The organism is Streptomyces sp. CA2R106 (genome assembly GCF_037034245.1).
Classification (GTDB): domain Bacteria; phylum Actinomycetota; class Actinomycetes; order Streptomycetales; family Streptomycetaceae; genus Actinacidiphila.
Map to the genome: position 1 here is coordinate 100,342 of NZ_JBAGKC010000015.1, position 17,790 is coordinate 118,131.

The 17,790-nt window shown below is 73.7% G+C and carries 18 protein-coding genes and 2 pseudogenes; 11 read left to right on the forward strand and 9 right to left on the reverse strand.

The features are described 5' to 3' along the window. Positions 1-96 precede the first annotated feature (96 nt). The 4 genes and pseudogenes from WA788_RS21545 to WA788_RS21560 all read right to left on the reverse strand — a co-directional run bounded on the left by WA788_RS21545 (position 97) and on the right by WA788_RS21560 (position 2,931). Positions 97-252, reverse strand: coding sequence for a hypothetical protein (locus WA788_RS21545; protein WP_335979764.1), 156 nt, complete (start codon positions 250-252; stop codon positions 97-99). Positions 253-335: 83 nt separating this feature from the next. After that, positions 336-602 (reverse strand): annotated as a pseudogene (locus tag WA788_RS21550) (mobilization protein); the annotation flags it as partial. 92 nt (positions 603-694) lie between these two features. Further along, positions 695-1,576: a methylenetetrahydrofolate reductase gene (locus WA788_RS21555; protein WP_335979864.1), complete on the reverse strand. Its 882-nt coding sequence runs from the start codon at positions 1,574-1,576 to the stop codon at positions 695-697. Positions 1,577-1,581: 5 nt separating this feature from the next. After that, a complete protein-coding gene (locus tag WA788_RS21560) occupies positions 1,582-2,931 on the reverse strand; it encodes a PucR family transcriptional regulator (protein ID WP_335979766.1) in 1,350 nt (449 codons plus the stop codon). A 477-nt stretch (positions 2,932-3,408) separates the two neighbouring features. On the opposite strand from WA788_RS21560, the gene WA788_RS21565 reads away from it, so the two are divergent. The 6 genes and pseudogenes from WA788_RS21565 to WA788_RS21590 form a co-directional block, all read left to right on the forward strand. Further along, positions 3,409-4,794, forward strand: coding sequence for an aminomethyl transferase family protein (locus WA788_RS21565; protein WP_335979769.1), 1,386 nt, complete (start codon positions 3,409-3,411; stop codon positions 4,792-4,794). Positions 4,795-4,856: 62 nt separating this feature from the next. Next, entirely contained in the window at positions 4,857-5,729 is an 873-nt protein-coding gene (locus tag WA788_RS21570; RefSeq protein WP_335979770.1) for a methylenetetrahydrofolate reductase, read from the forward strand. After that, complete coding sequence (gene purU / locus WA788_RS21575) at positions 5,726-6,640, forward strand: formyltetrahydrofolate deformylase (RefSeq protein ID WP_335979772.1); 915 nt, start codon at positions 5,726-5,728, stop codon at positions 6,638-6,640. The genes WA788_RS21570 and purU overlap by 4 nt, the downstream gene beginning before the upstream one ends. A gap of 55 nt (positions 6,641-6,695) precedes the next feature. Beyond that, a complete protein-coding gene (locus WA788_RS21580) occupies positions 6,696-7,610 on the forward strand; it encodes a bifunctional 5,10-methylenetetrahydrofolate dehydrogenase/5,10-methenyltetrahydrofolate cyclohydrolase (RefSeq protein WP_335979773.1) in 915 nt (304 codons plus the stop codon). A gap of 226 nt (positions 7,611-7,836) precedes the next feature. After that, positions 7,837-8,934: an ABC transporter substrate-binding protein gene (locus WA788_RS21585; RefSeq protein ID WP_335979774.1), complete on the forward strand. Its 1,098-nt coding sequence runs from the start codon at positions 7,837-7,839 to the stop codon at positions 8,932-8,934. A gap of 421 nt (positions 8,935-9,355) precedes the next feature. Then, positions 9,356-9,478 (forward strand): annotated as a pseudogene (locus WA788_RS21590) (CGNR zinc finger domain-containing protein); the annotation flags it as partial. Between the two features lie 19 nt (positions 9,479-9,497). Here the strand turns inward: WA788_RS21590 and WA788_RS21595 are convergent. Then, on the reverse strand, positions 9,498-10,028 hold the full coding sequence (locus WA788_RS21595) for a MarR family winged helix-turn-helix transcriptional regulator (protein ID WP_335979777.1): 531 nt from the start codon (positions 10,026-10,028) through the stop codon (positions 9,498-9,500). A 58-nt stretch (positions 10,029-10,086) separates the two neighbouring features. Between WA788_RS21595 and WA788_RS21600 the strand changes: the two genes are divergently transcribed. Then, positions 10,087-11,031 (forward strand): amidohydrolase family protein, encoded by a 945-nt coding sequence (locus WA788_RS21600; protein WP_335979779.1) that lies wholly within the window; start codon positions 10,087-10,089, stop codon positions 11,029-11,031. Positions 11,032-11,095: 64 nt separating this feature from the next. Here WA788_RS21600 and WA788_RS21605 read toward each other — a convergent pair whose 3' ends face one another. Together WA788_RS21605 and WA788_RS21610 are read right to left on the reverse strand one after the other, a co-directional pair. After that, a complete protein-coding gene (locus WA788_RS21605; protein WP_335979780.1) occupies positions 11,096-11,734 on the reverse strand; it encodes a chorismate mutase in 639 nt (212 codons plus the stop codon). Between the two features lie 197 nt (positions 11,735-11,931). Then, positions 11,932-13,308: an FAD-binding oxidoreductase gene (locus WA788_RS21610; protein WP_335979782.1), complete on the reverse strand. Its 1,377-nt coding sequence runs from the start codon at positions 13,306-13,308 to the stop codon at positions 11,932-11,934. A gap of 229 nt (positions 13,309-13,537) precedes the next feature. On the opposite strand from WA788_RS21610, the gene WA788_RS21615 reads away from it, so the two are divergent. Then, on the forward strand, positions 13,538-14,506 hold the full coding sequence (locus WA788_RS21615) for an FAD-dependent oxidoreductase (protein ID WP_335979784.1): 969 nt from the start codon (positions 13,538-13,540) through the stop codon (positions 14,504-14,506). 269 nt (positions 14,507-14,775) lie between these two features. Here the strand turns inward: WA788_RS21615 and WA788_RS21620 are convergent, their stop codons facing one another. Next, positions 14,776-15,576, reverse strand: coding sequence for an SDR family NAD(P)-dependent oxidoreductase (locus WA788_RS21620; protein WP_335979786.1), 801 nt, complete (start codon positions 15,574-15,576; stop codon positions 14,776-14,778). 321 nt (positions 15,577-15,897) lie between these two features. On the opposite strand from WA788_RS21620, the gene WA788_RS21625 reads away from it, so the two are divergent. Beyond that, the gene (locus WA788_RS21625) at positions 15,898-16,551 is read left to right on the forward strand and encodes a TetR/AcrR family transcriptional regulator (RefSeq protein WP_335979788.1); all 654 of its coding nucleotides are present in this window, start codon (positions 15,898-15,900) and stop codon (positions 16,549-16,551) included. 54 nt (positions 16,552-16,605) lie between these two features. Continuing rightward, on the forward strand, positions 16,606-16,884 hold the full coding sequence (locus tag WA788_RS21630) for an isochorismatase family protein (protein WP_443034076.1): 279 nt from the start codon (positions 16,606-16,608) through the stop codon (positions 16,882-16,884). 124 nt (positions 16,885-17,008) lie between these two features. Here WA788_RS21630 and WA788_RS21635 read toward each other — a convergent pair whose 3' ends face one another. Beyond that, a complete protein-coding gene (locus WA788_RS21635; protein ID WP_335979789.1) occupies positions 17,009-17,302 on the reverse strand; it encodes a muconolactone Delta-isomerase family protein in 294 nt (97 codons plus the stop codon). A gap of 143 nt (positions 17,303-17,445) precedes the next feature. Between WA788_RS21635 and WA788_RS21640 the strand changes: the two genes are divergently transcribed. Next, on the forward strand, positions 17,446-17,781 hold the full coding sequence (locus WA788_RS21640) for an ArsR/SmtB family transcription factor (protein ID WP_335979791.1): 336 nt from the start codon (positions 17,446-17,448) through the stop codon (positions 17,779-17,781). Positions 17,782-17,790 lie beyond the last annotated feature (9 nt).

The window sequence follows — 17,790 nt, forward strand, 5'->3', positions numbered from 1 at the left end:
GCGCCGATGCCCGCAGTGCTTCGAACCTTCGGGAGAACCGCCCACGTCGGGCTTCCGAGCAGGCGACCGACGGCCGGCGACGGCGGCGTTCACGGCCTACCGCCGTTCGTACCAGGCCCGGATGGACGCCTTGTAGCCCGCCGGCATGTCGAGCCCCGCGACGTCGTCCGCGGTGAACAGGCCGACCTGCTTGTGCTCGTGGCTGGCGACGGGTGCCACCGAAGTGCCCCGAGCTACCGCACCGTACGTCACGCCAGCACCTCCCGTGCGACGGCCTCTTCGGGCGTCCGATCAGCCGCCTCACCGGTCTCCTGAGCGACGATCTCCAGCCGACCGCCGGGGGCAGCTTGGCGGACGGCTTCGCGGAGCGTCTCGCGCGGGGTCTCGGTCCGGCCGGTGCGTTCGGCCTTGAAGCGCTCCTGGCTTGTGGGTTCCTTGGCCGCGGTGCCGTCGCCCCGGTTGAGCTGGCGCAGGACGGAGTCCTTTTCTATCTGCCGGGCTTCGGCCTGGGCCTTGCGCTTGTCGAACTTCAGGTCGGCCGCGTGCCGGACGGCAACCCACCGGCACGCGGCGGCGTCGCCTTCCGGGGCGATGCCCACGGCTCCCCGACCGGCACCCGTCATCCACGCCGGCCGCCGCACCGCCACCGGCGAAACGCGGCCCCCTGAGCGGTCCCGGCGCGGCACGCCCGGCGCTACCCGGCGACCGGGCGGGGCAGCACGGCCCGCACCCCGGCGACGAACTCGGGCCGGTCGGCGCGGGACAGGATGATCCCGTCGGCCACCTCCGCGCAGCGCGCGGCGAGTTCCACGGCGATGCGGCCGCCCTCCTCGGCGGCCGCATCGCCCGCCCGCGCCATCCGCTCGACCAGTTCGGCGGGCACGCAGCCGTCCGGCAGTTCGCGCCGCAGCTGCTCCGCCTCCGCCAGCGACCGCAGCGGGTGCACGGTGGCGAACACCGGCACCGCCCCGCCGACCTGGTCCAGCAGCGTGTCCAGCGCGGCCCGGGAGTAGACCGGGCTGGTCACCACGAAGTGCGCGCCCGCGGAGATCCGGGCGCCGATCCGGGCGCGGTCCGCGGCGGTCAGCGCGGGCACCGCGCGCAGCCGCACCCCGATGTCGAAGTGCGTGGGCGCGGCCAGCCGCAGGCCGTAGCGGTCGACGCCTTCGTTGAGGCCGCGCAGCAGCTCGATCAGGCCGACGGCGTCGACCGCCCAGCGCCCGTCGGCCTGCGCCCGGTCGCCGCTGGCCGGCGGGCTGCCGTTGCCGCACACCAGGCGGGTGACACCGCGGGCGTGCCCGCCCAGCAGGTGCGCCTGGAGCGCCGTCACCGTCCGGCTCCAAGTGGTCACCGTGGCCAGCGCCGGTCCGCCGGTGTGCTTCTGGCAGGCCGCCGCCAGGTCGATCGACTGGTTGGTGCTGGTGTACCGGGAGCGCTCGGGCCCCGAGGTCGCGGTCACGATGAGGTCGGCGCCCGCGGCGCGTACGGCCGCGGCGGCGTCCGCGGCGGACTCCCGGTCGCCCGCCTCCGGTACGACGTACGCGCCCAGCAGGGGGCCGCCGCGCGCGGCCGGCATGTCCCTCACACGTCACCTCCCAGTGCGTTGACGATCTCCAGGGCCACCTGGGCCGCCAGCCGGTCCGGGTACGAGCCGAGGTCGAGCCGGCTGATCTTCTCGGCCCGGTGGATGCGGTAGACCACGGTGTTCGGGTGGGTGTGCAGCAGGTCGGCCGCGCGGCGCAGGCTGCCGTTCTGCCGGAAGTAGGCGGTGAGCGTGGCGCAGTAGTCGGTGCCGTTGTCCCGGTCGTGGTCGATGAGGTCCCCCAGCACGTCACGGGCGAAGCCGCCCAGCTCGCCGGGGTCGCGCACCTGCGCCAGCAGGCGGTGCACGCCGAGTTCGGCGAACACCGTCACGCCGGACAGCCCCGGCATCACGCTGCCGATGTCCACCGCGCGGCGCGCCTCAGTGTACGACGTGCTGATCCGGCCCGCGCCGGTGTGCGGGTCACCCAGGCCCGCGACCAGCCGCACCCCGGGGAAGCGCGCCGCGACCGCGTCGCGGCACAGCGCGGCCAGCGCGGTCAGGCGCCGGGCCAGGCCCGCGTCGTCGTCGCCGGGGACGAGCGCGACCACCTCGGTGTCACGGTTGACGACGGTGGCACCCGGGCAGCGGGTGGCGAGCATGTGCTCGACCAGGTCGATCGCGGCCGTGGCGGCGGTGGGCGCTGCCGCGGCGGGCAGCGGGGCCGCGGGAGCGCCGGCGGGCGGGCGCACCGCGGCGACCAGCACCCGGTGCCGCTGGCCCGGTTCGATGCCCAGGTGGCGCGCCCACCCCTCGGCGTCGGCGCTGCCGGTGCGGTCGCCGACGAGTACCAGCCCGTCGAACAGTTCGCGGCGGGCCCGCCCGGCGGCGATCGCCACGACGCGGCGGCGGCCGAGGACGACCGCGCAGACCATGGCGGCGTGCTCGGTGACCATGATCCGGGCGTCCTCGCCGGTCTCGTCGGCGTCGTGGCCGGCCGTCACCAGATGGGCCACGGCGTCGTCGCCGACGAGGATGGGGGCGACCACGAGCGACACCGCCGAGGCGCCGGCGGCCGGCAGCGACAGGGCTCGGCGCATCCGGGAGGCGGCGGCGACGAGTTGCGCCACCGCGTCGGGGTCGTTGTCCAGCACGCCCGCCGGGCCCGCGCCGCCGGCACCGGCCGGGCCCGGGCCGCTGTCCCCGCCGCCGGCACCGGCCGGGCCCGCGCCGCCGGCCGCCAGTACCGACAGCGTGTCGTCGACGACCGCGGCCCACACGCCGACGCGCCCGGCCACCAGGGTCACGACCTGTTCCAGGTCGCAGTCGGTGGCCGCCAGCCCGGACAGCTCGCCGCACAGCGCCATCACGTGGCGCAGGTCGGCGAACTCGTCGCGCGCGGCGGTCATCGGGGGCGCGCGGCCCGGTGCGCGTGACGTTCCCGGGGTGCGGAGCGTTCCCGGGGTGCGGGCGGCGGGACCGTTTCCAACGCGAAGCCTCCTCGATCCGCGGGCCGCCCCGACCGGCCGGGGACCGCCGAACCCGCCGAACCCGCCGTCCCCGTAAGCCCGTTGCCGGGCCGGTGCACCCTGGCCCGGGGCCGGCGGCCGGGTGGGCGCGGCGCCCGATCGGGCGCTGCCGTGCTGGTCGGCGCGTTTCTGGCCAGCGACCGTACCACGCGGCCCGCCGGCCGCGACCCGCCCGCGGTGCGCGGAAGCGGGCCCGGCACCGGCACTGTGCCAGGCCACAACGAGCGGGGGTCCGGCTTTGGGCTGCGCGCCCGTGATCCGCCGTACGCCGCGGTGCGAACGTGGTCCCGGCGCCGCGACCGGTCACCCCACCGGGCCGGTGCGGCGCCGTCCCCCTCCCCTGACGGAAGGCACACCGTGGACCACAGCGCACCCGAGAGTCTCCAGGCGGCGATCGACCGCGTCGGCAGCGCCGTCGACCTGATCCGCGACCAGCCGATCCGGGCGTTCTCGCACGGCCTGGGCTTCGTACCGCGGGAGTTCACCAACTGGCGGGAGGAGGCGCTCGCGTGGCACACCTCCTGCGCGCTGATGGACCAGTCGCACCACATGACCGACCTGTTCATCCAGGGCCCGGACACCGTCCGGCTGCTGGAGCGCCTGGGCGTGAACAGCTTCGCCGGGTTCGGCCGGGACCGGGCCAAGCAGTTCGTCGCGGTGAACGGCGACGGCCACTACATCGGCGACGCGGTGCTGTTCGGGCTCGACGACACCTCGGTCGACCTGGTCGGGCGGCGGACCGTCATCGACTGGGTCGAGTTCAACGCGCGCACCGGCGACTGGGACGTGACCCTGGAGCGCGACCCGCAGTCCGTGCAGCGCGGCGGCCGCCCGCCGAAGCTGTACCGGTACGAGGTGCAGGGCCCCTCGGCCGGCCCGCTGGTGGAGAAGCTCACCGGGCAACCGCTGCCCGACGTGCGGTTCTTCGGCATGACCACGCTGACGATCGCCGGGCACCGGGCCCGCGCGGTCCGGCACGGCATGGCCGGGCAGGTCGGCTTCGAGCTGTTCGGGCCGTGGGAGGAGGGCGCGGCCGTCTACGAGGCGATCCTGCGGGCCGGCGAGGAGTTCGGCATCAAGCGGGTCGGCTCGGCGGCGTACTCCACCGCGAACCTGGAGTCCGGCTGGATACCCGGCCCGCTGCCGGCGATCTTCACCGGCGACGACCTCGCCGCCTACCGGGCGTGGCTGCCCGCCACCAGCGCGGGTTCGCTGGGCGGCAGCATGGCCTCGCCGGACATCACCGACTACTACGTCACGCCCTACGACCTCGGCTACGGCCGGCTGGTGAAGTTCGACCACGACTTCGTCGGCCGCGACGCGCTGCGGGCCCGCGCCGAGCGCCCGCACCGGCACAAGGTGACGCTGGTCTGGCACCCCGACGACGCGGCCCGGCTGTTCTCTTCGCTGTGGACGCCCGGGCCCACCTACAAGTACTTCGACATGCCCAAGGCGCGGTACGGCCAGTTCCAGATGGACACGGTGCTGGCCGGCGGGCGCCAGGCGGGCATCTCGATGGACTGCGGCTACGTCGTGCGCGACCAGGCCGTGGTGTCGCTGGCCGTCGTCGACGAGGAGGTCGCGCGGCCGGGCACCGAGGTGCGGGTGGTGTGGGGGGAGAGCCCCTGCTCGGCGAAGCCGGCCGTGGAGCCGCACGACCAGGTGGAGGTCCGCGCCACCGTGGAGTCCGCGCCGCTGGACCGCTTCGCGCGCACCAAGTACCGCGCCGCCGCGCAGGCGTGAGCCGCGCGAGCGCCGTCCGCCGGCGGGCCGCGGCCGCCCGCCCCTCCCCACCAAGGAGCACCATGCGTCCTGACACATCGGCAGCCCCGGCGCTGCGCACCCCGCTGCTGGCGGACTTCTCCCTGGAGATGACCGGGAAGGACGTCGCCGGCCTGGCGGACGCGGCGCCGGGCATCCCGCCGGGCACGCGCATCCACGTCACCTTCCTCGGCAGCGAGGACCTTCCGACGCGGGTGGCGGCCGCGCGGGCGGTGCGCCGGCTGGGGTTCGTGCCGGTGCCGCACCTGTCGGCCCGGCGGCTGCCGTCGCGGCCGGCCTTCGAGGAGTTCCTCGGCGCGCTGCGGGCGGAGGGCGCCTGCGCGGACGTCCTCGTGGTGGGCGGCGACCCCGCCGTGCCCGAGGGCCCCTACCCGGACGCCCGCTCGCTCATCGACTCCGGGCTGCTCGCGCGGTACGGGGTCCGGCGCGCCGCCGTCGCCGGCTACCCCGAGGGCCATCCCGCCATCCCCGACCACGTGCTGTGGTCGGCGCTCGCCGGGAAGGCCGCCGCACTGGCGGGGCAGGGGCTCGCCGGCAGCGTCGTCACCCAGTTCGGCTTCGACGCCGAGGCCGTGCTCGGCTGGATCGAGCAGGCCCGCGGCCGCGGGGTGGCGCTGCCGGTGCGGGTCGGGGTGCCGGGACCGGCGGGGGTGCGGCGCCTGATGGCGTACGCGGCCCGGTTCGGGGTCGGCACCAGCGCGTCGATCGCCCGCAAGTACGGGCTGTCGCTCACCCACCTGATGGGCACCGCGGGGCCGGACCGCTTCCTGCGGGCCCTCGCCGAGGGGTACGAGCCGGCGCGGCACGGCGACGTCACGGTCCACTTCTACACGTTCGGCGGGCTGGGGGCGACCGCCCGCTGGGTCGCCGACTTCGCGAAGGAGGCCGGCGTATGACCGCCGCCGCACCGACGAAGAAAGCCGAGCAGGCAGCGCCGGGCGACCCGGCCCCCGCGGGCCACCCGGCCGTCCTGATCGTCAAGGGCGCCGACGCCCCGGGCATCGTGGCCGCCGTCACCTCGCTGCTCAGCGAGCGCGGCGCGAACATCGTGGCCCTCGACCAGTACTCCGACGGGTCCGGGCAGGGCACCTTCTTCCAGCGCGCGGTGTTCACGGCGGCCGGCCTGCGGGCCGCGCTGCCGGGCCTGCGCACCGCCCTGGACGCCCTGGCCCGCCGCTACGGACTCGGCTACACCCTGCGCGACCTGTCCGTGCCCCAGCGGATGGCGGTCTTCGCGTCCAAGTCCGACCACTGCCTGCTGGACCTGCTGTGGCGGCACCGGCAGGGCCAACTGCCGGTCAGCATCCCCATGGTGGTCTCCAACCACCCCGACCTCGCCGAGGAGGTGCGGAACTTCGGCATCCCCTTCTTCCACGTGCCCTCCGCCGGGCCCGACAAGTCCGCCGCCGAGGCCGAGCATGTGCGGCTGCTGAAGGGCAACGTCGACTTCGTGGTCCTCGCCCGCTACATGCAGATCCTTTCCGCGGACGTCATCGAGCGGCTGGGGGTGCCGATCATCAACATCCACCACTCCTTCCTGCCCGCGTTCATCGGCGCCGGGCCGTACGCCCGGGCCAAGGAGCGCGGGGTGAAGCTCGTCGGCGCCACCGCCCACTACGTGACGCCCGAACTGGACGAGGGGCCGATCATCGAGCAGGACGTGGTGCGCGTCACCCACGCCGACACCGCCGCCGACCTCGCCCGCCGCGGCGCCGACGTGGAGCGGGCCGTGCTCTCCCGCGCGGTGCTCTGGCACGCCGAGGACCGGGTGGTCCGCGACGGCAACCACACCATCGTCTTCACCTGACCGCCCTGCGCCGGGGGTGCCGCGCAACGGCCGTCGGCAGAAAGCGGGTTCGCCCATGACCCTCACCATCGACGGCACCAGGACCGCCCGCGCCGTCCGGGCCCGGGTCGCCGCGGACGCGGCCCGGCTGGCCGCGGCCGGGACCATCCCCGGCCTGGCCACGATCCTCGTCGGCGACGACCCGGCCAGCGCGGTGTACGTCGCCGCGAAGCGCCGCGCCGTACGGGCGGCGGGCATCCGCGACCTGCACCGCCACCTGCCGGCCACCGCCACCCGGGAAGAGGTCGCCGCGGTGGTCGACGGTTTCGCCGCGGACCCGGCGGCCTCCGGCATCCTCCTCCAACTCCCGCTGCCGCCCCACCTGTCGGCGGCCGACCTGATCGACCGCATCCCGGTCGCCAAGGACGTCGACGGCCTCACCACCGGCAGCGCCGGCCGGCTCGCCCGCGGGGTGCCCGGGCTGCGCCCCTGCACCCCGAGCGGGATCGTCGCGCTGCTCGACGCCGAGGGGATCGAACTGGCCGGCGCGTGCGTCGCCGTCGTCGGCTGGGGCGAACTGGTCGGCCGCCCGCTGGCGCAGCTGCTGCTGCACCGCGGGGCCACGGTCACCGTGGCGCACGCCGCCACCGCGGACCTGCCGGCCGCGACCCGCGCCGCGGACATCGTGGTGGTGGCCGCCGGGGTGCAGGGCCTGATCGGCCCCGAGCACATCACCCCGGGCGCCACCGTCATCGATGTCGGCATCCACCGCACCCCCGAGGGCCTGCGCGGTGACGCCCGTACCGCCGAACTCGGCGGCGTCGCCGGCCGCATCACCCCCGTCCCCGGCGGCGTCGGCCCGATGACGATCGCCATGCTGCTGGCCAACACCGTCCACGCAGCGGAACAGGCCGCGGAACAGGCGGCCGAGGGCGACCCGTACGAGCCGTGCGACGCGGCAGCCCGCCACCCCGCCGAAGCGATCCCCTGACCCCCGCCGCACCGCCGGCCCACCACGTCAGCCCACCGCCCGGCGCGGCCGATCCGACACCCCGCCCGGACACCTCCCGAAGCTGCTCGCCGACCGCCTTCCCGCGCGACGCGTGCGGCGACATGGCGCGGACCGCCCCGATCCCGCCGAACCGACCCCACCGCTCCCGCGCTCCTCCCCCGGAGGCGCGTCCTTTCCACCCGCAGGCACGGTGACAGGAGTTCCGATGTTGCGACACCTCATCCCGTACACACCGCACGACGCGCACGCCCCGGACGGCCGGCGCCGGCGCGCGCCGGGCAGGTGGCGGCGGCCCGGGCGGATGCGCGCGGGGGCCGTGTGCACCGCCGCCGTGCTGGCCGCGGGGCTGCTGAGCGCCTGCGGCGGCGGGGACGCCGGCTCGGGCAGCACCGTCACGGTGGGCGTCGGCAGCAACATCTTCGAGCTGCCGATTCGGCTGGCCGAGGCGAACGGCTACTTCGCCCGGCAGGGCCTGAAGGTCAAGTTCGTGACGCTGACGGCCGCGACGGGCATATCCGCGCTGGAGTCGGGCTCGGTGCAGTTCCTCAACGACAGCCCCACCGACTTCGCCTCGGCCGTCGCCCAGCACGTCCCGGTGAAGGCGATCGCCGCCGACGGCGTCGGCAATCCGCTGGGGCTGATCGTGGGAACCTCGTTCGCCAAGGCGCACGGCCTGACCGCCGCCACCCCGGCCGCGCAGGTCGCGAAGGCGCTGGCCGGGTCGACCGGTGGCGCCAGTTCCAGCAACACCAAGGCCGAGGCCGGGCTGTTCCTCAAGGCGTACGGAGTCGCCCCGGACGGGGTGAAGTGGGTCTCGCTGCCGACCCCGGCCGCGGACAAGGCCGCGCTGAAGAGCCACCAGATCGACTGGTTCACCACCTCCGAGCCGGCGCCGCTCCAGATCCAGGCGGAGGGCGACGGTGTGGTCGTCGCGGACGCGACGAAGGTGCCGGTCTGGTCCAACGCGCGCACCGGCTACAGCGAGGTGGTGGTGGCACGCAGCAGCTATCTCGGCCAGCACGCCGCCACCGCACGGAAGTTCGCCACCGCGGTGCAGCAGGCGACGGCGTCCATGAACGCCCATCTCGACTCGCCCGCGGTGCAGGCCGTGGCGCGGAAGGCGCTGCCGGGGGTCCCGGCGGGGGTGCTCTCGTCGAGTCTGCGGCTGGTGGACTGGCCGGCCCGGGCCACGATGACGCCGGCGGGCTGGCGTACCGCGCTGACGTTCATCAACTCCCTCGGCGCGCTACCGCAAACGGCGGAGGTCGGCGCCGGCGACTGGACGAACACCTATCTGCCCTGACCGCCGAACCTGCCCCCGTGCGGCCAGCGCCCGGCAGCCGTGTCCTTCACACGGCGGCCGGGCGCTGGTACGGCCAGGTCGAAGCCGAAGCCGAAGCCGAAGCCGCACAGCATTCCGACACACGGTCCCGGGGCTCGATAGCGGCATCGCCGCCCACCCCGGAGGCGTCCTTGCCCGTAGCTGCCGGTCCGCCTACGCGGCCCACTCGACCTGCATCCGGTCGAGGATCGGCGTGTGGTCCCCGCGGGAGCGGGCGGGACGTATGGTGAGCGACTTCAGGGCGCGTTGCTACGGCCCTGACCTGCCGGTGGGCGCGGTGGACCGGGGCGCCCACGCGGTGTGCGCAGTCGTTCGACGGCGGCGCCGACGTACGAACAGGACGCGCTCGGCACCCCGGCCGGAGGCAGACGCTGGGCGCGGGAGCAACGACGCGTGCCAGTTGTTCCGGCTCGACCGCAGCCGTGCCAACCGCGCCCGCTGGTGCTCGATGGCCGTCTGCGGCAACCGCGCAAAAGCACACCGCCACTGCGAACGCACCCGCTGACCCACCCGCGGGAAGAGGCTCAGCGCCGCGCGGACTCCCCTTCGGCCGGCCGGGGGACGGTGTCGCCGATGACGCCGGCGAGGCGGTCGAGCTGCGCGGCGAGTTCGCGGCGTTCCCGCGGTGTGAAGTGCGCCAGCGCCTTGGACTGGCGCGCCCGCAGTTCCGCCCGCATCGCCGCGAGCCGGTCGGCGCCGTCCTCGGTGAGGCGGATGAGGACCTGACGCTCGTCGTGCGGGGAGCGCTGCCGCGTGACCACGCCCACCGCTTCGAGCTGCTTGAGCATGCGGGTGGCGGTGGGGACGCTGACCTCGGCGGTGACGGCGAGCCTGCCGACCGGCAGGCCCTCGCTCCCAGCGTCCGGGGCGAGGGGTTCCAGCAGGGCGAGCTGCGCCATGGAGAGCCTTGCCCCGGAGCGGCCCATGGTGGCCGCCCGAGAGCGGCGCATGGCATAGAACAGCCGGTCGGCGGCCTGTGCCAGCTCCGGCACGCCCGCCTCGTCCCCGGCCGAGTCCTGGAGGTCCGCCTCTTCGTGCTTGCTCGACTCCCGCATGACTGTTAGCTTACTCAATGAATTAATTAGCAAGCTAACTTTTAGGAGGCTCGCAGTCATGGACTTCCCCGCACGCATCGATGTCCACCAGCACATCGTCCCGCCGGTCTGGGCCGACACCCTGGCCGCGCGCGGCCTGGACTCCGGCGGCTGGGCCATTCCCGCCTGGAGCCCGCGGAGCGCGATCGCGATGATGGACCAGCAGGGCATCGCCACCGGCGTCATGTCCGTCACCTCGCCCGGCGTCCACCTCGGCGACGACGCGGCCGCCCGCGATCTGGCCCGCGCCGTCAACGAGTACGGCGCCGAGGTCGTCAAGGACGACCCGGACCGGTTCGGCCACTTCGCCAGCATCCCGCTGCCCGACGTCGACGCTGCCGTCGACGAGGCCGTCCACGCCCTCGACGTCCTCGGCGCAGACGGCGTGGTCCTGATGTCCAACGCCCACGGCAAGTACCTCGGCGACCCGGACTTCGAGCCCCTGTGGGCCGAACTGGACCGCCGCGCCGCGAACGTCTTCGTCCACCCGGCGCAGCCGCCGATGACACTGCTGCCCGGCACTCCCGCCCCGCTCGCGGACTACGTCTTCGACACCACCCGCACCGCCCTGAACATGGTGCTGAACGGCGTCATGGACCGGTACCGCGACGTGCGGGTCATCCTCTCCCACGGCGGCGGCTTCCTGCCGTACGCCGCCTACCGCTTCTCCGGCCTCACCTCCACCGTCGTGGACCGGGACCGCAAGGCGGACGACATCCTGCGCGACCTGAAGCGGTTCTACTTCGACACCGCCCTGTCCGCGAGCCCATCCGCCCTGCCGGCCCTGCTCGCCTTCGCCGAACCCGGCCACGTCCTCTACGGCAGCGACTGGCCCTTCGCCCCGCAGGAGGCCGGCACCTACTACAACCACTTCCTCGAGACCTATCCCGACCGCACCCCGGGCCAGGCCGAAGCCATCGACCGCATCAACGCCGAGGCACTCCTCCCCCGCCTCGCCCGCTGATCGCCCCGTTCGCGCGCACGCTTCGCCTCGGCGCCGCGCACGGGCCGGATGCCGCGGTGTCCGGTCACTGGCCGTGGCGGCACACGGAGCCTGTCGCGACGGCCAGGGCCTGGCGATGGAGCGTGTCCAGGCCCTCGAGCGCGGTCCCCGACCCGGTGGCCACGGCCAACTGCACCGTGCAGGCCACGAGTTCGTCGCGCAAGTGCTCTGTGTCCTTGAGCTCCTGGAGCAGGGCCGTGGTCAGCTGGTCGAGGCGCTCGCGCGTCGGTCCGAGGTCGGGAGGCGTCGTGGGCGCTTCCCGCGGGTGTGCGGTCCAGCGGGCGAACAGGCCCTGCTGTACGACCTTGCTCGCGGTGATCTGGTCCTGGAAGAACGCCACCGCCGTCTCCGGGTCCACCCCCGAAGCCTCAGCCCGGGTGCGGACCTGCTCCAACACCTGCGCCTCGCGTACCGGGTCCTCGACGGGTGAGCCGGTGCCGAACTTCGACGCCGCCACGTCATCGCTCACGAGAATGCGCTGGATGACGAGATGCGTCAGCGGACCCAGCGCGCCGAGCGGCTTGGCCGTGCCCACCGTGCCGCTGACGGATTCGGCGTTCGCGGGGACGCCCGCCGCCATGGCCTGAGGAACGGTCAGCACAGTCGCGGCTCCCAGAAAGCAGGTGATCGGCGCGTAGCGGATCATGTGGTCGCGCAGGTTCAACGGTCTGTCTCCGTCGTCGGTGGCAGCGGGAAACGAGGCGCGCGGAAGCGGAGTTGCCCGCCGCGCGGTATTGCCCGCCGCGCGGGGTTGCCCGCCGCGCGGGGTTGCCCGCCGCGCGGGGTTGCCCGCCTGGGCTGGGTTGTCCGCAGCGCGTGTGCGCGGGAAGGCGGGACGCGGGCCGTCTGCCGCGAGGGCCGTCACCGGGTCCGGGACGGGTCGGGTAGAGGGGTGGCCTTGAAGACGGCGTAGGGGTCGTACCGGTGCTTGGCGGTGAGCAGCCGCTCGTTGTGGGGGCCGTAGGCGTGTGCGATCTGTCCGACCGCGTCCGGACCGAGGAGGTTGGGGTAGCCGCCCGGCAGCGCCTCGGGCTCCAGCGCATCCGCCAGGCCGTCGGCCCAGTCACGGTGGGCCGCCGCACCGGGGTCGCCGGGCTCCCACTGGGCGATGATCTCGATCATGAGGTGCGCGTCGCGGTTGCCGAACGCCGTGTCCCCGACGGGTACCCGGGTCGCGGCACCGTGCAGGCTGTGCACGGACACGGCCGAATACGGCGAGGTCAGGGTGGAGCCCGCTCGGCTCAGCATGTCCCGTACTCCCGAGGTCAGGGAGCGAACGGAACGTGTGCGGATCTCGACGTGCCGGCCGGAGGGGAACTGCGCGTCGATGGCCGCGAGCATCGCGGGCATGGTGGCGGGGGCGATCTGGGAGAGGGCGGGTGTGCCCAGTCGGGACAACCGTGCCAGCTCGTGCTCTCCCGCCTTGACGTCGTCGCCGCTCCAGGTCGGCGAGAGGAACACCACGGGCTTGCCGTCGGGGCCGGACAGGACGCCGGACTGCACGGTCAGCTCGTCCGGGCTCCCGTCCAGCACGTCCGCCAGGCCGGCCAGGACGGACCCGGCCTGCTCCCAGGGGTACAGCACCATGCCGGACAGCAGCGTCGGCACGGCGTGCAGACGTACCCGCATGGAGGTGACGGCGCCGAAGTTCCCGCCACCGCCGCGCAGGGCCCAGAACAGCTCCGGCTCCCGTTCGGCGTCGGCCGTGACGACCGAGCCGTCGGAGAGCACCACTTCCGCGGACAGCAGGTTGTCCAGGGCGAGTCCGAAACGGCCGCTGAGCGGCCCGTAACCGCCACCGAGGGTCAGGCCCGCCATGCCGACCGAACCGGCGGTGCCGGTCGCCGCCGTCAGGCCGAAGGGGTGAGCGGCGGCGACGAGGTCGGCGGCAGTAGCCCCTCCCGCCACCTCGGCGACCCTCGTCCCCGGATCGACCGTCACCCGGCGCAGACCGGAGAGGTCGATGGTCAGGCCGCCGTCGCTCACTGCCCTCCCGGCCCAGTCGTGGCCGCCGCCCCGCACCGTGAGAGGCACTCCGAACGCGCGCGCGGCCCGTACGGCGGTCGCTACCTCGGCCGTGTCGGCGCTCCGGACGATCACGCCGGGACGAGCGGACACCGCGCCGTTCCAGACGTGCCGGCCGGTCTCGTACTGCGGCCCGGTGGTCACCACCCGACCTGCGGGGATGGTCCGCCGCAGGGCGTCCGTCAGACGGTCGAGCTGAGGGCGTTTCGTCATGGCAGGGCACCTCTGTGCTGGAGAACTCGGCGAAGGTGGGAGCGGCACACCCGTCCTGCGACAGTCCGGTGGACCCGGACCCGCCCAACGAGGGCGGACGTTCAGAACGTTCGGTGGTGCCATGAGAAGCGCTCCCCCGCGTGCGAGTCAAGACCGAACGTTCTATCTCGCAAATATGGTGCGGACCGTCCGCAGCGGACCGCGCGGCGCCGTCGCTACGATGGGCCCCGTGGCTGAGATCACCGTGGTCGGCGCCGGAGTCATCGGGCTGTGCATCGCCCACGAACTGGCGGTGGCCGGCCACCGCGTGCAGGTGCTGGCCGCGCAGGAAGCGTGGGCGAGCGTGTCGGGCGTGGCGGCGGCGATCTGGTTCCCGCACGACGTACACGCCTCCGCGCCGGTGCTGGACTCGGCTCGGGCGACCTACCAGCGGCTGAAGCAGTTGGCGTCCCAGCCCGGCACGGGAGTACGCATGCGCCCCGGGACGGTACTGGTGCGCGATGCCGATGCGGACACGTCATGGACGCGTGCCGTGCCCCGGTACCAGTGGCTCGACGCCTCGCAACTGCCCACTGGCGTAGTCACCGATGCCGGGGTCTCGGGCGTGCGCTGCACCGTGCCGCTTGCTCTGACCGACGTCTACCTGCGCTGGCTGCACAGCGCGGTGCTGGACCTGGGCGTGCCGGTGCGCACCGCCGAGGTCCGGTCCCTGCGGCGGGTGCTCGATCAGGAGCAGCCCGATGCCCTTGTGGTGGCCGCCGGGATGCGCTCGGCCGCGCTCCTGGGCGACGACGACCAGACGTACCCCATCCGCGGCCAGGTGGTCCGCCTGGCCAACCCGGGGCTTACCGAGTGGGTCACCGACGACGACAACCCCGAGGGCCTGACGTACGTCGTACCGCGTGACCACGACGTGGTGTGCGGCGGTACGGGAGAACCAGGCTCATGGGATGAGCAGGTCGACTCGCAGACGGAGCAGGCGATCTTGCGCCGGGTGGAGCGGCTCGTCCCCGCCCTGGTCGGCCAGCGGGTGCTCTCGCGTGCGGTGGGCCTTCGCCCGGCCCGTTCGAGCGTGCGCCTTGAATCCGTGGCCGGGTACGACCGGCCGGTGTTCGCCTGCTACGGGCACGGGGGCGCGGGTTTCACGTTGTCATGGGGAGACGCGGCGCGCGTCGTCCGACTGGTCGGTCCGGCCTGATCCCTTGCGCCATGGCCGCTTCACGCCCGCCCGACCGTGCCGCGCGCCCGCGAACTGAACACCCCGTCACGCGGGTTGGGGCCCGGCGGGGTGCGCTGCGCGTGGGCGGCGCACCCCGCCGGGACGCGACCTGGCCGGCGCCGCCGTGGACGCGGACTTCCGGGCCGGTCATCAAGCCGCCGCGGCCGCAGGCGTGCACCGCGTCTACGACGCCGGTCTCCGCGTCGCCGTAGCGGCGGTGCACGCCCCTGTCCGCGGAGGGGCGCCGGCTACAGGCGCTCGCCGCCGGTGGCGTCGATGATCTGGCCCGTGATCCACCGGGCGTCGTGGGAGGCGAGAAGGACGACGACATCGCCGACGTCGGTGGGATCGCCCATGCGGCGGAGAGCGCGGGCCGCGACGCGGCCGGCGATGGCCTCGGAGTTCCCGCGCAACCAGTGGGCGTTCATGTCGGTGTCGGTGGTGCCGGGGCGGATGGCGTTGACGGTGATGCCGCGCGGGCCGAGGTGCTGGGCGAGCGGGCCCGTGAGAGCTTCGAGGGCTCCCTTGGACATGGTGTATCCGATGATGCCGGGCATGGGGAGGCGGGCGGCGCCTGAGGAGACGTTCACCACGCGTCCGCCGTCGGCCAGGCGCGGCAGTGCTTCCTTGATGATCAGAAATGGCGCGGTGGCGTTGATCTGCAGCAGGCGGTTGACGTCCTCGGCGGAGGTCTCCTCGATGACGCCGTCGACGACGATCCCGGCGTTGTTCACCAGTATCCGCACGGGCGCGTCGCGCAACTCGCCCGCGGCCGCGTCGTAGGCGGCCCAGAAGGCGGTGCCGGAGTCGGGTTCGGCCAGGTCGGCGGCGAAGGAGAACGCCGCGCCACCGGCCGCGACGATCTTCCCCACGACGTCGGCCGCGGCGGCCTCGTCCTGGCGGTAGTGGACTGCGACGGTGTACCCCTCGGCGCCGAGACGGTCGGCGATGGCGGCTCCGATGCCGCGGCTGCCGCCGGTGACGACAGCGATGCCGTCGGGCTTACGGGCGTCGAGCGCTTCGATGTCGCGCAGGTCGGTGTCAGACATGGTGCCTCTCTGTCGCCCGCGATCGGGCGGTACTGGGTGCTGATGACGTGGACGCTCCCCCGCTCTGCTCGCTCGCGGCGGCGTCCAGGGAGGGGAACCTCGACCCCCCGACTTCTATTCCGACCGGAATAGAAGTTGCCAAGCCGACGATGCGGGTATGCCGCACGCGACCGCGGGCGACCCGCGACGACGCCTTCCGCGAAGCCCGCAACGACCGCCGTCGCGGGTGGGAACCAAGGGCATCCAAGGGCATACGTCTTCTAGTCCGATCGGTATACATTTCAGCCCAGATCACCGCTCGTAGTGGAGTAGCCTGCACACATGGCTGGTTCGCGGAACGCCGTCATGGGTCGGCCTCGGGAATTCGACATCGACGAGGCGCTTGAGCGCGCCATGCAGCTGTTCTGGGAACGGGGATACGAAGGGGTCAGCCTCACCGATCTGACCAAGGCCATGGGCATCACGAAGCCAAGCCTGTACGCGGCCTTCGGCGACAAAAAGGAACTGTTCCGCAAAGCCCTGGAGCGCTACAGCGAGGGCCCGGCCGACTACGGCACGCGCGCCCTCGAGGAGCCGACCGCACGAGGCGTGGCCGAGGCGATCCTCCATGGAGCGGTCCGGACCACGACACGCCCGGGCTGCCCTGCGGGGTGCCTGGGCGTGCAGGGCGCGTTGGCGTCGAGCGAAGCGGGGCGTCCCGCGCACGACATGCTGGTCGAGTGGCGGAACACCGGCGCTCTGCGCCTTGAGGAGCGTTTCCGGCGGGCCGTCGACGAGAGCGATCTGCCGCGCGACGCCGACCCCCGGCGGCTCGCCCGACACGTGATGACGGTGGCGTTCGGCATCGCCGTCCAGGCCGCCAGCGGCCTCAGCCGCGACGAACTCCAGGACATCGCGGACATGGCACTGGAGTGCTGGCTGCCATACGGGGCGCGCGGCGGACAGGCACAGGACGTTTCCGGCCAGTCCGACTGATCTGGAAGCGCAGCGACAGCGGCCCTCGCCCACCCGCCCGCCCGTCCGGGATCATTGGTCTTCCGGTCGCGGCCGGGTCGCCACTTCCAGGTTGCGGACAAGTTCCTCGCCCGGGGCATCGACACCCTCGTCCTCAGCGGCGTCACCACCAGCGGCGTCGTCCTGTCCACACTGCTCGACGCCGCCGACCGCGACTACCGCGTCTACGTGCTGTCCGACGGTGTCGCCGACTACGACCCCGAGGCGCACTCCACCCTGATCACCAAGGTCTTCCCCTCCCGCGCCCACCTCATCACCACGGACGAGCTGCGGACCCTCGTACGCAAGGGGTGAACCGTACGCTCCGCAGCGGGCGTTCCTGACGTGGAGCGGCGCCTTCGCTCTGAGGGGGCGGGGCGCCGCTCCGCGCCGCGGATGCCCGCCAGTGGCGCCGGCGGCATCCCTGGTGGCGCGTTCGTCAGGACGCGGCCGCGGCCTCGATCGTCATGGGGTGCGTGGCAAGGAGCGTGATGTCGATGTCGGCGTACGGGCGTACGGGCAGGCTCTCCAGCGCCTCTTCCAGGGCGTCGGCGTCAGGGGCGGTCCAGATGCCGACGTTGGCGCGCTGACCGGGCAGGCGCCAGAAGTGGCGCAGCACGCCCTGGCTCATGAGCTCGCGTCCGCGGACGCGCTCCCGCTTGATGAGGTCCTCGCGTTCACCGGGGGGCAGTTCGGATGCGCGAGAGGTGTTGATGCGTACGAGGAAGTCCATCGCCTCGCGTTCCCTTCCTTCGGGTGGCAGGTCCGCATCCGGCGGACGTGGGTCCGCGACAGAGCCCGCGACAGAGTCCGCGGCGGATGCGGATCGACCATACATCGATATTCGTCGAACATCGATGTATGTAGGCTGTCCCTATGCCACGTCAGCTGCGTCACCCCGATCCGCAGGGGATTCCGCTCGCCCAGGTCCTGTCCGCCCTCGGCGACCCGGCTCGGCTGCGGATCATGACGGTGCTGTCCGATCACCGGGAGCACGTGCGGGAGGACTTCCAGCTGGGAGTAGGGCCCTCGACCGTCAGCCATCACATGCGGACGCTCCGGGAAGCGGGCCTGACCTGGCACCGCATGGAGGGGACGCGGTGTTTCGTGTCCCTGCGCGACGAGGCGCTCCAGCGGTTTCCGGACGTCGTGGAGAACGTACTGCGCGTGCACGCGGCGCACGAGGCGGAGGCCGAGGGAGCGGCGAGGTAGGGCGCCGCT

Bases quoted from the DNA above. Each gene is read 5' to 3' on its own strand.
- WA788_RS21620 (WP_335979786.1), bottom strand. From the start codon at position 15,576: ATGTCTGACACCGACCTGCGCGACATCGAAGCGCTCGACGCCCGTAAG.
- WA788_RS21555 (WP_335979864.1), bottom strand. From the start codon at position 1,576: ATGCCGGCCGCGCGCGGCGGCCCCCTGCTGGGCGCGTACGTCGTACCG.
- purU (WP_335979772.1), top strand. From the start codon at position 5,726: ATGACCGCCGCCGCACCGACGAAGAAAGCCGAGCAGGCAGCGCCGGGC.
- WA788_RS21635 (WP_335979789.1), bottom strand. From the start codon at position 17,302: ATGGACTTCCTCGTACGCATCAACACCTCTCGCGCATCCGAACTGCCC.
- WA788_RS21640 (WP_335979791.1), top strand. From the start codon at position 17,446: ATGCCACGTCAGCTGCGTCACCCCGATCCGCAGGGGATTCCGCTCGCC.
- WA788_RS21600 (WP_335979779.1), top strand. From the start codon at position 10,087: ATGGACTTCCCCGCACGCATCGATGTCCACCAGCACATCGTCCCGCCG.
- WA788_RS21610 (WP_335979782.1), bottom strand. From the start codon at position 13,308: ATGACGAAACGCCCTCAGCTCGACCGTCTGACGGACGCCCTGCGGCGG.
- WA788_RS21595 (WP_335979777.1), bottom strand. From the start codon at position 10,028: ATGCGGGAGTCGAGCAAGCACGAAGAGGCGGACCTCCAGGACTCGGCC.
- WA788_RS21625 (WP_335979788.1), top strand. From the start codon at position 15,898: ATGGCTGGTTCGCGGAACGCCGTCATGGGTCGGCCTCGGGAATTCGAC.
- WA788_RS21570 (WP_335979770.1), top strand. From the start codon at position 4,857: ATGCGTCCTGACACATCGGCAGCCCCGGCGCTGCGCACCCCGCTGCTG.
- WA788_RS21560 (WP_335979766.1), bottom strand. From the start codon at position 2,931: ATGACCGCCGCGCGCGACGAGTTCGCCGACCTGCGCCACGTGATGGCG.
- WA788_RS21580 (WP_335979773.1), top strand. From the start codon at position 6,696: ATGACCCTCACCATCGACGGCACCAGGACCGCCCGCGCCGTCCGGGCC.
- WA788_RS21585 (WP_335979774.1), top strand. From the start codon at position 7,837: ATGTTGCGACACCTCATCCCGTACACACCGCACGACGCGCACGCCCCG.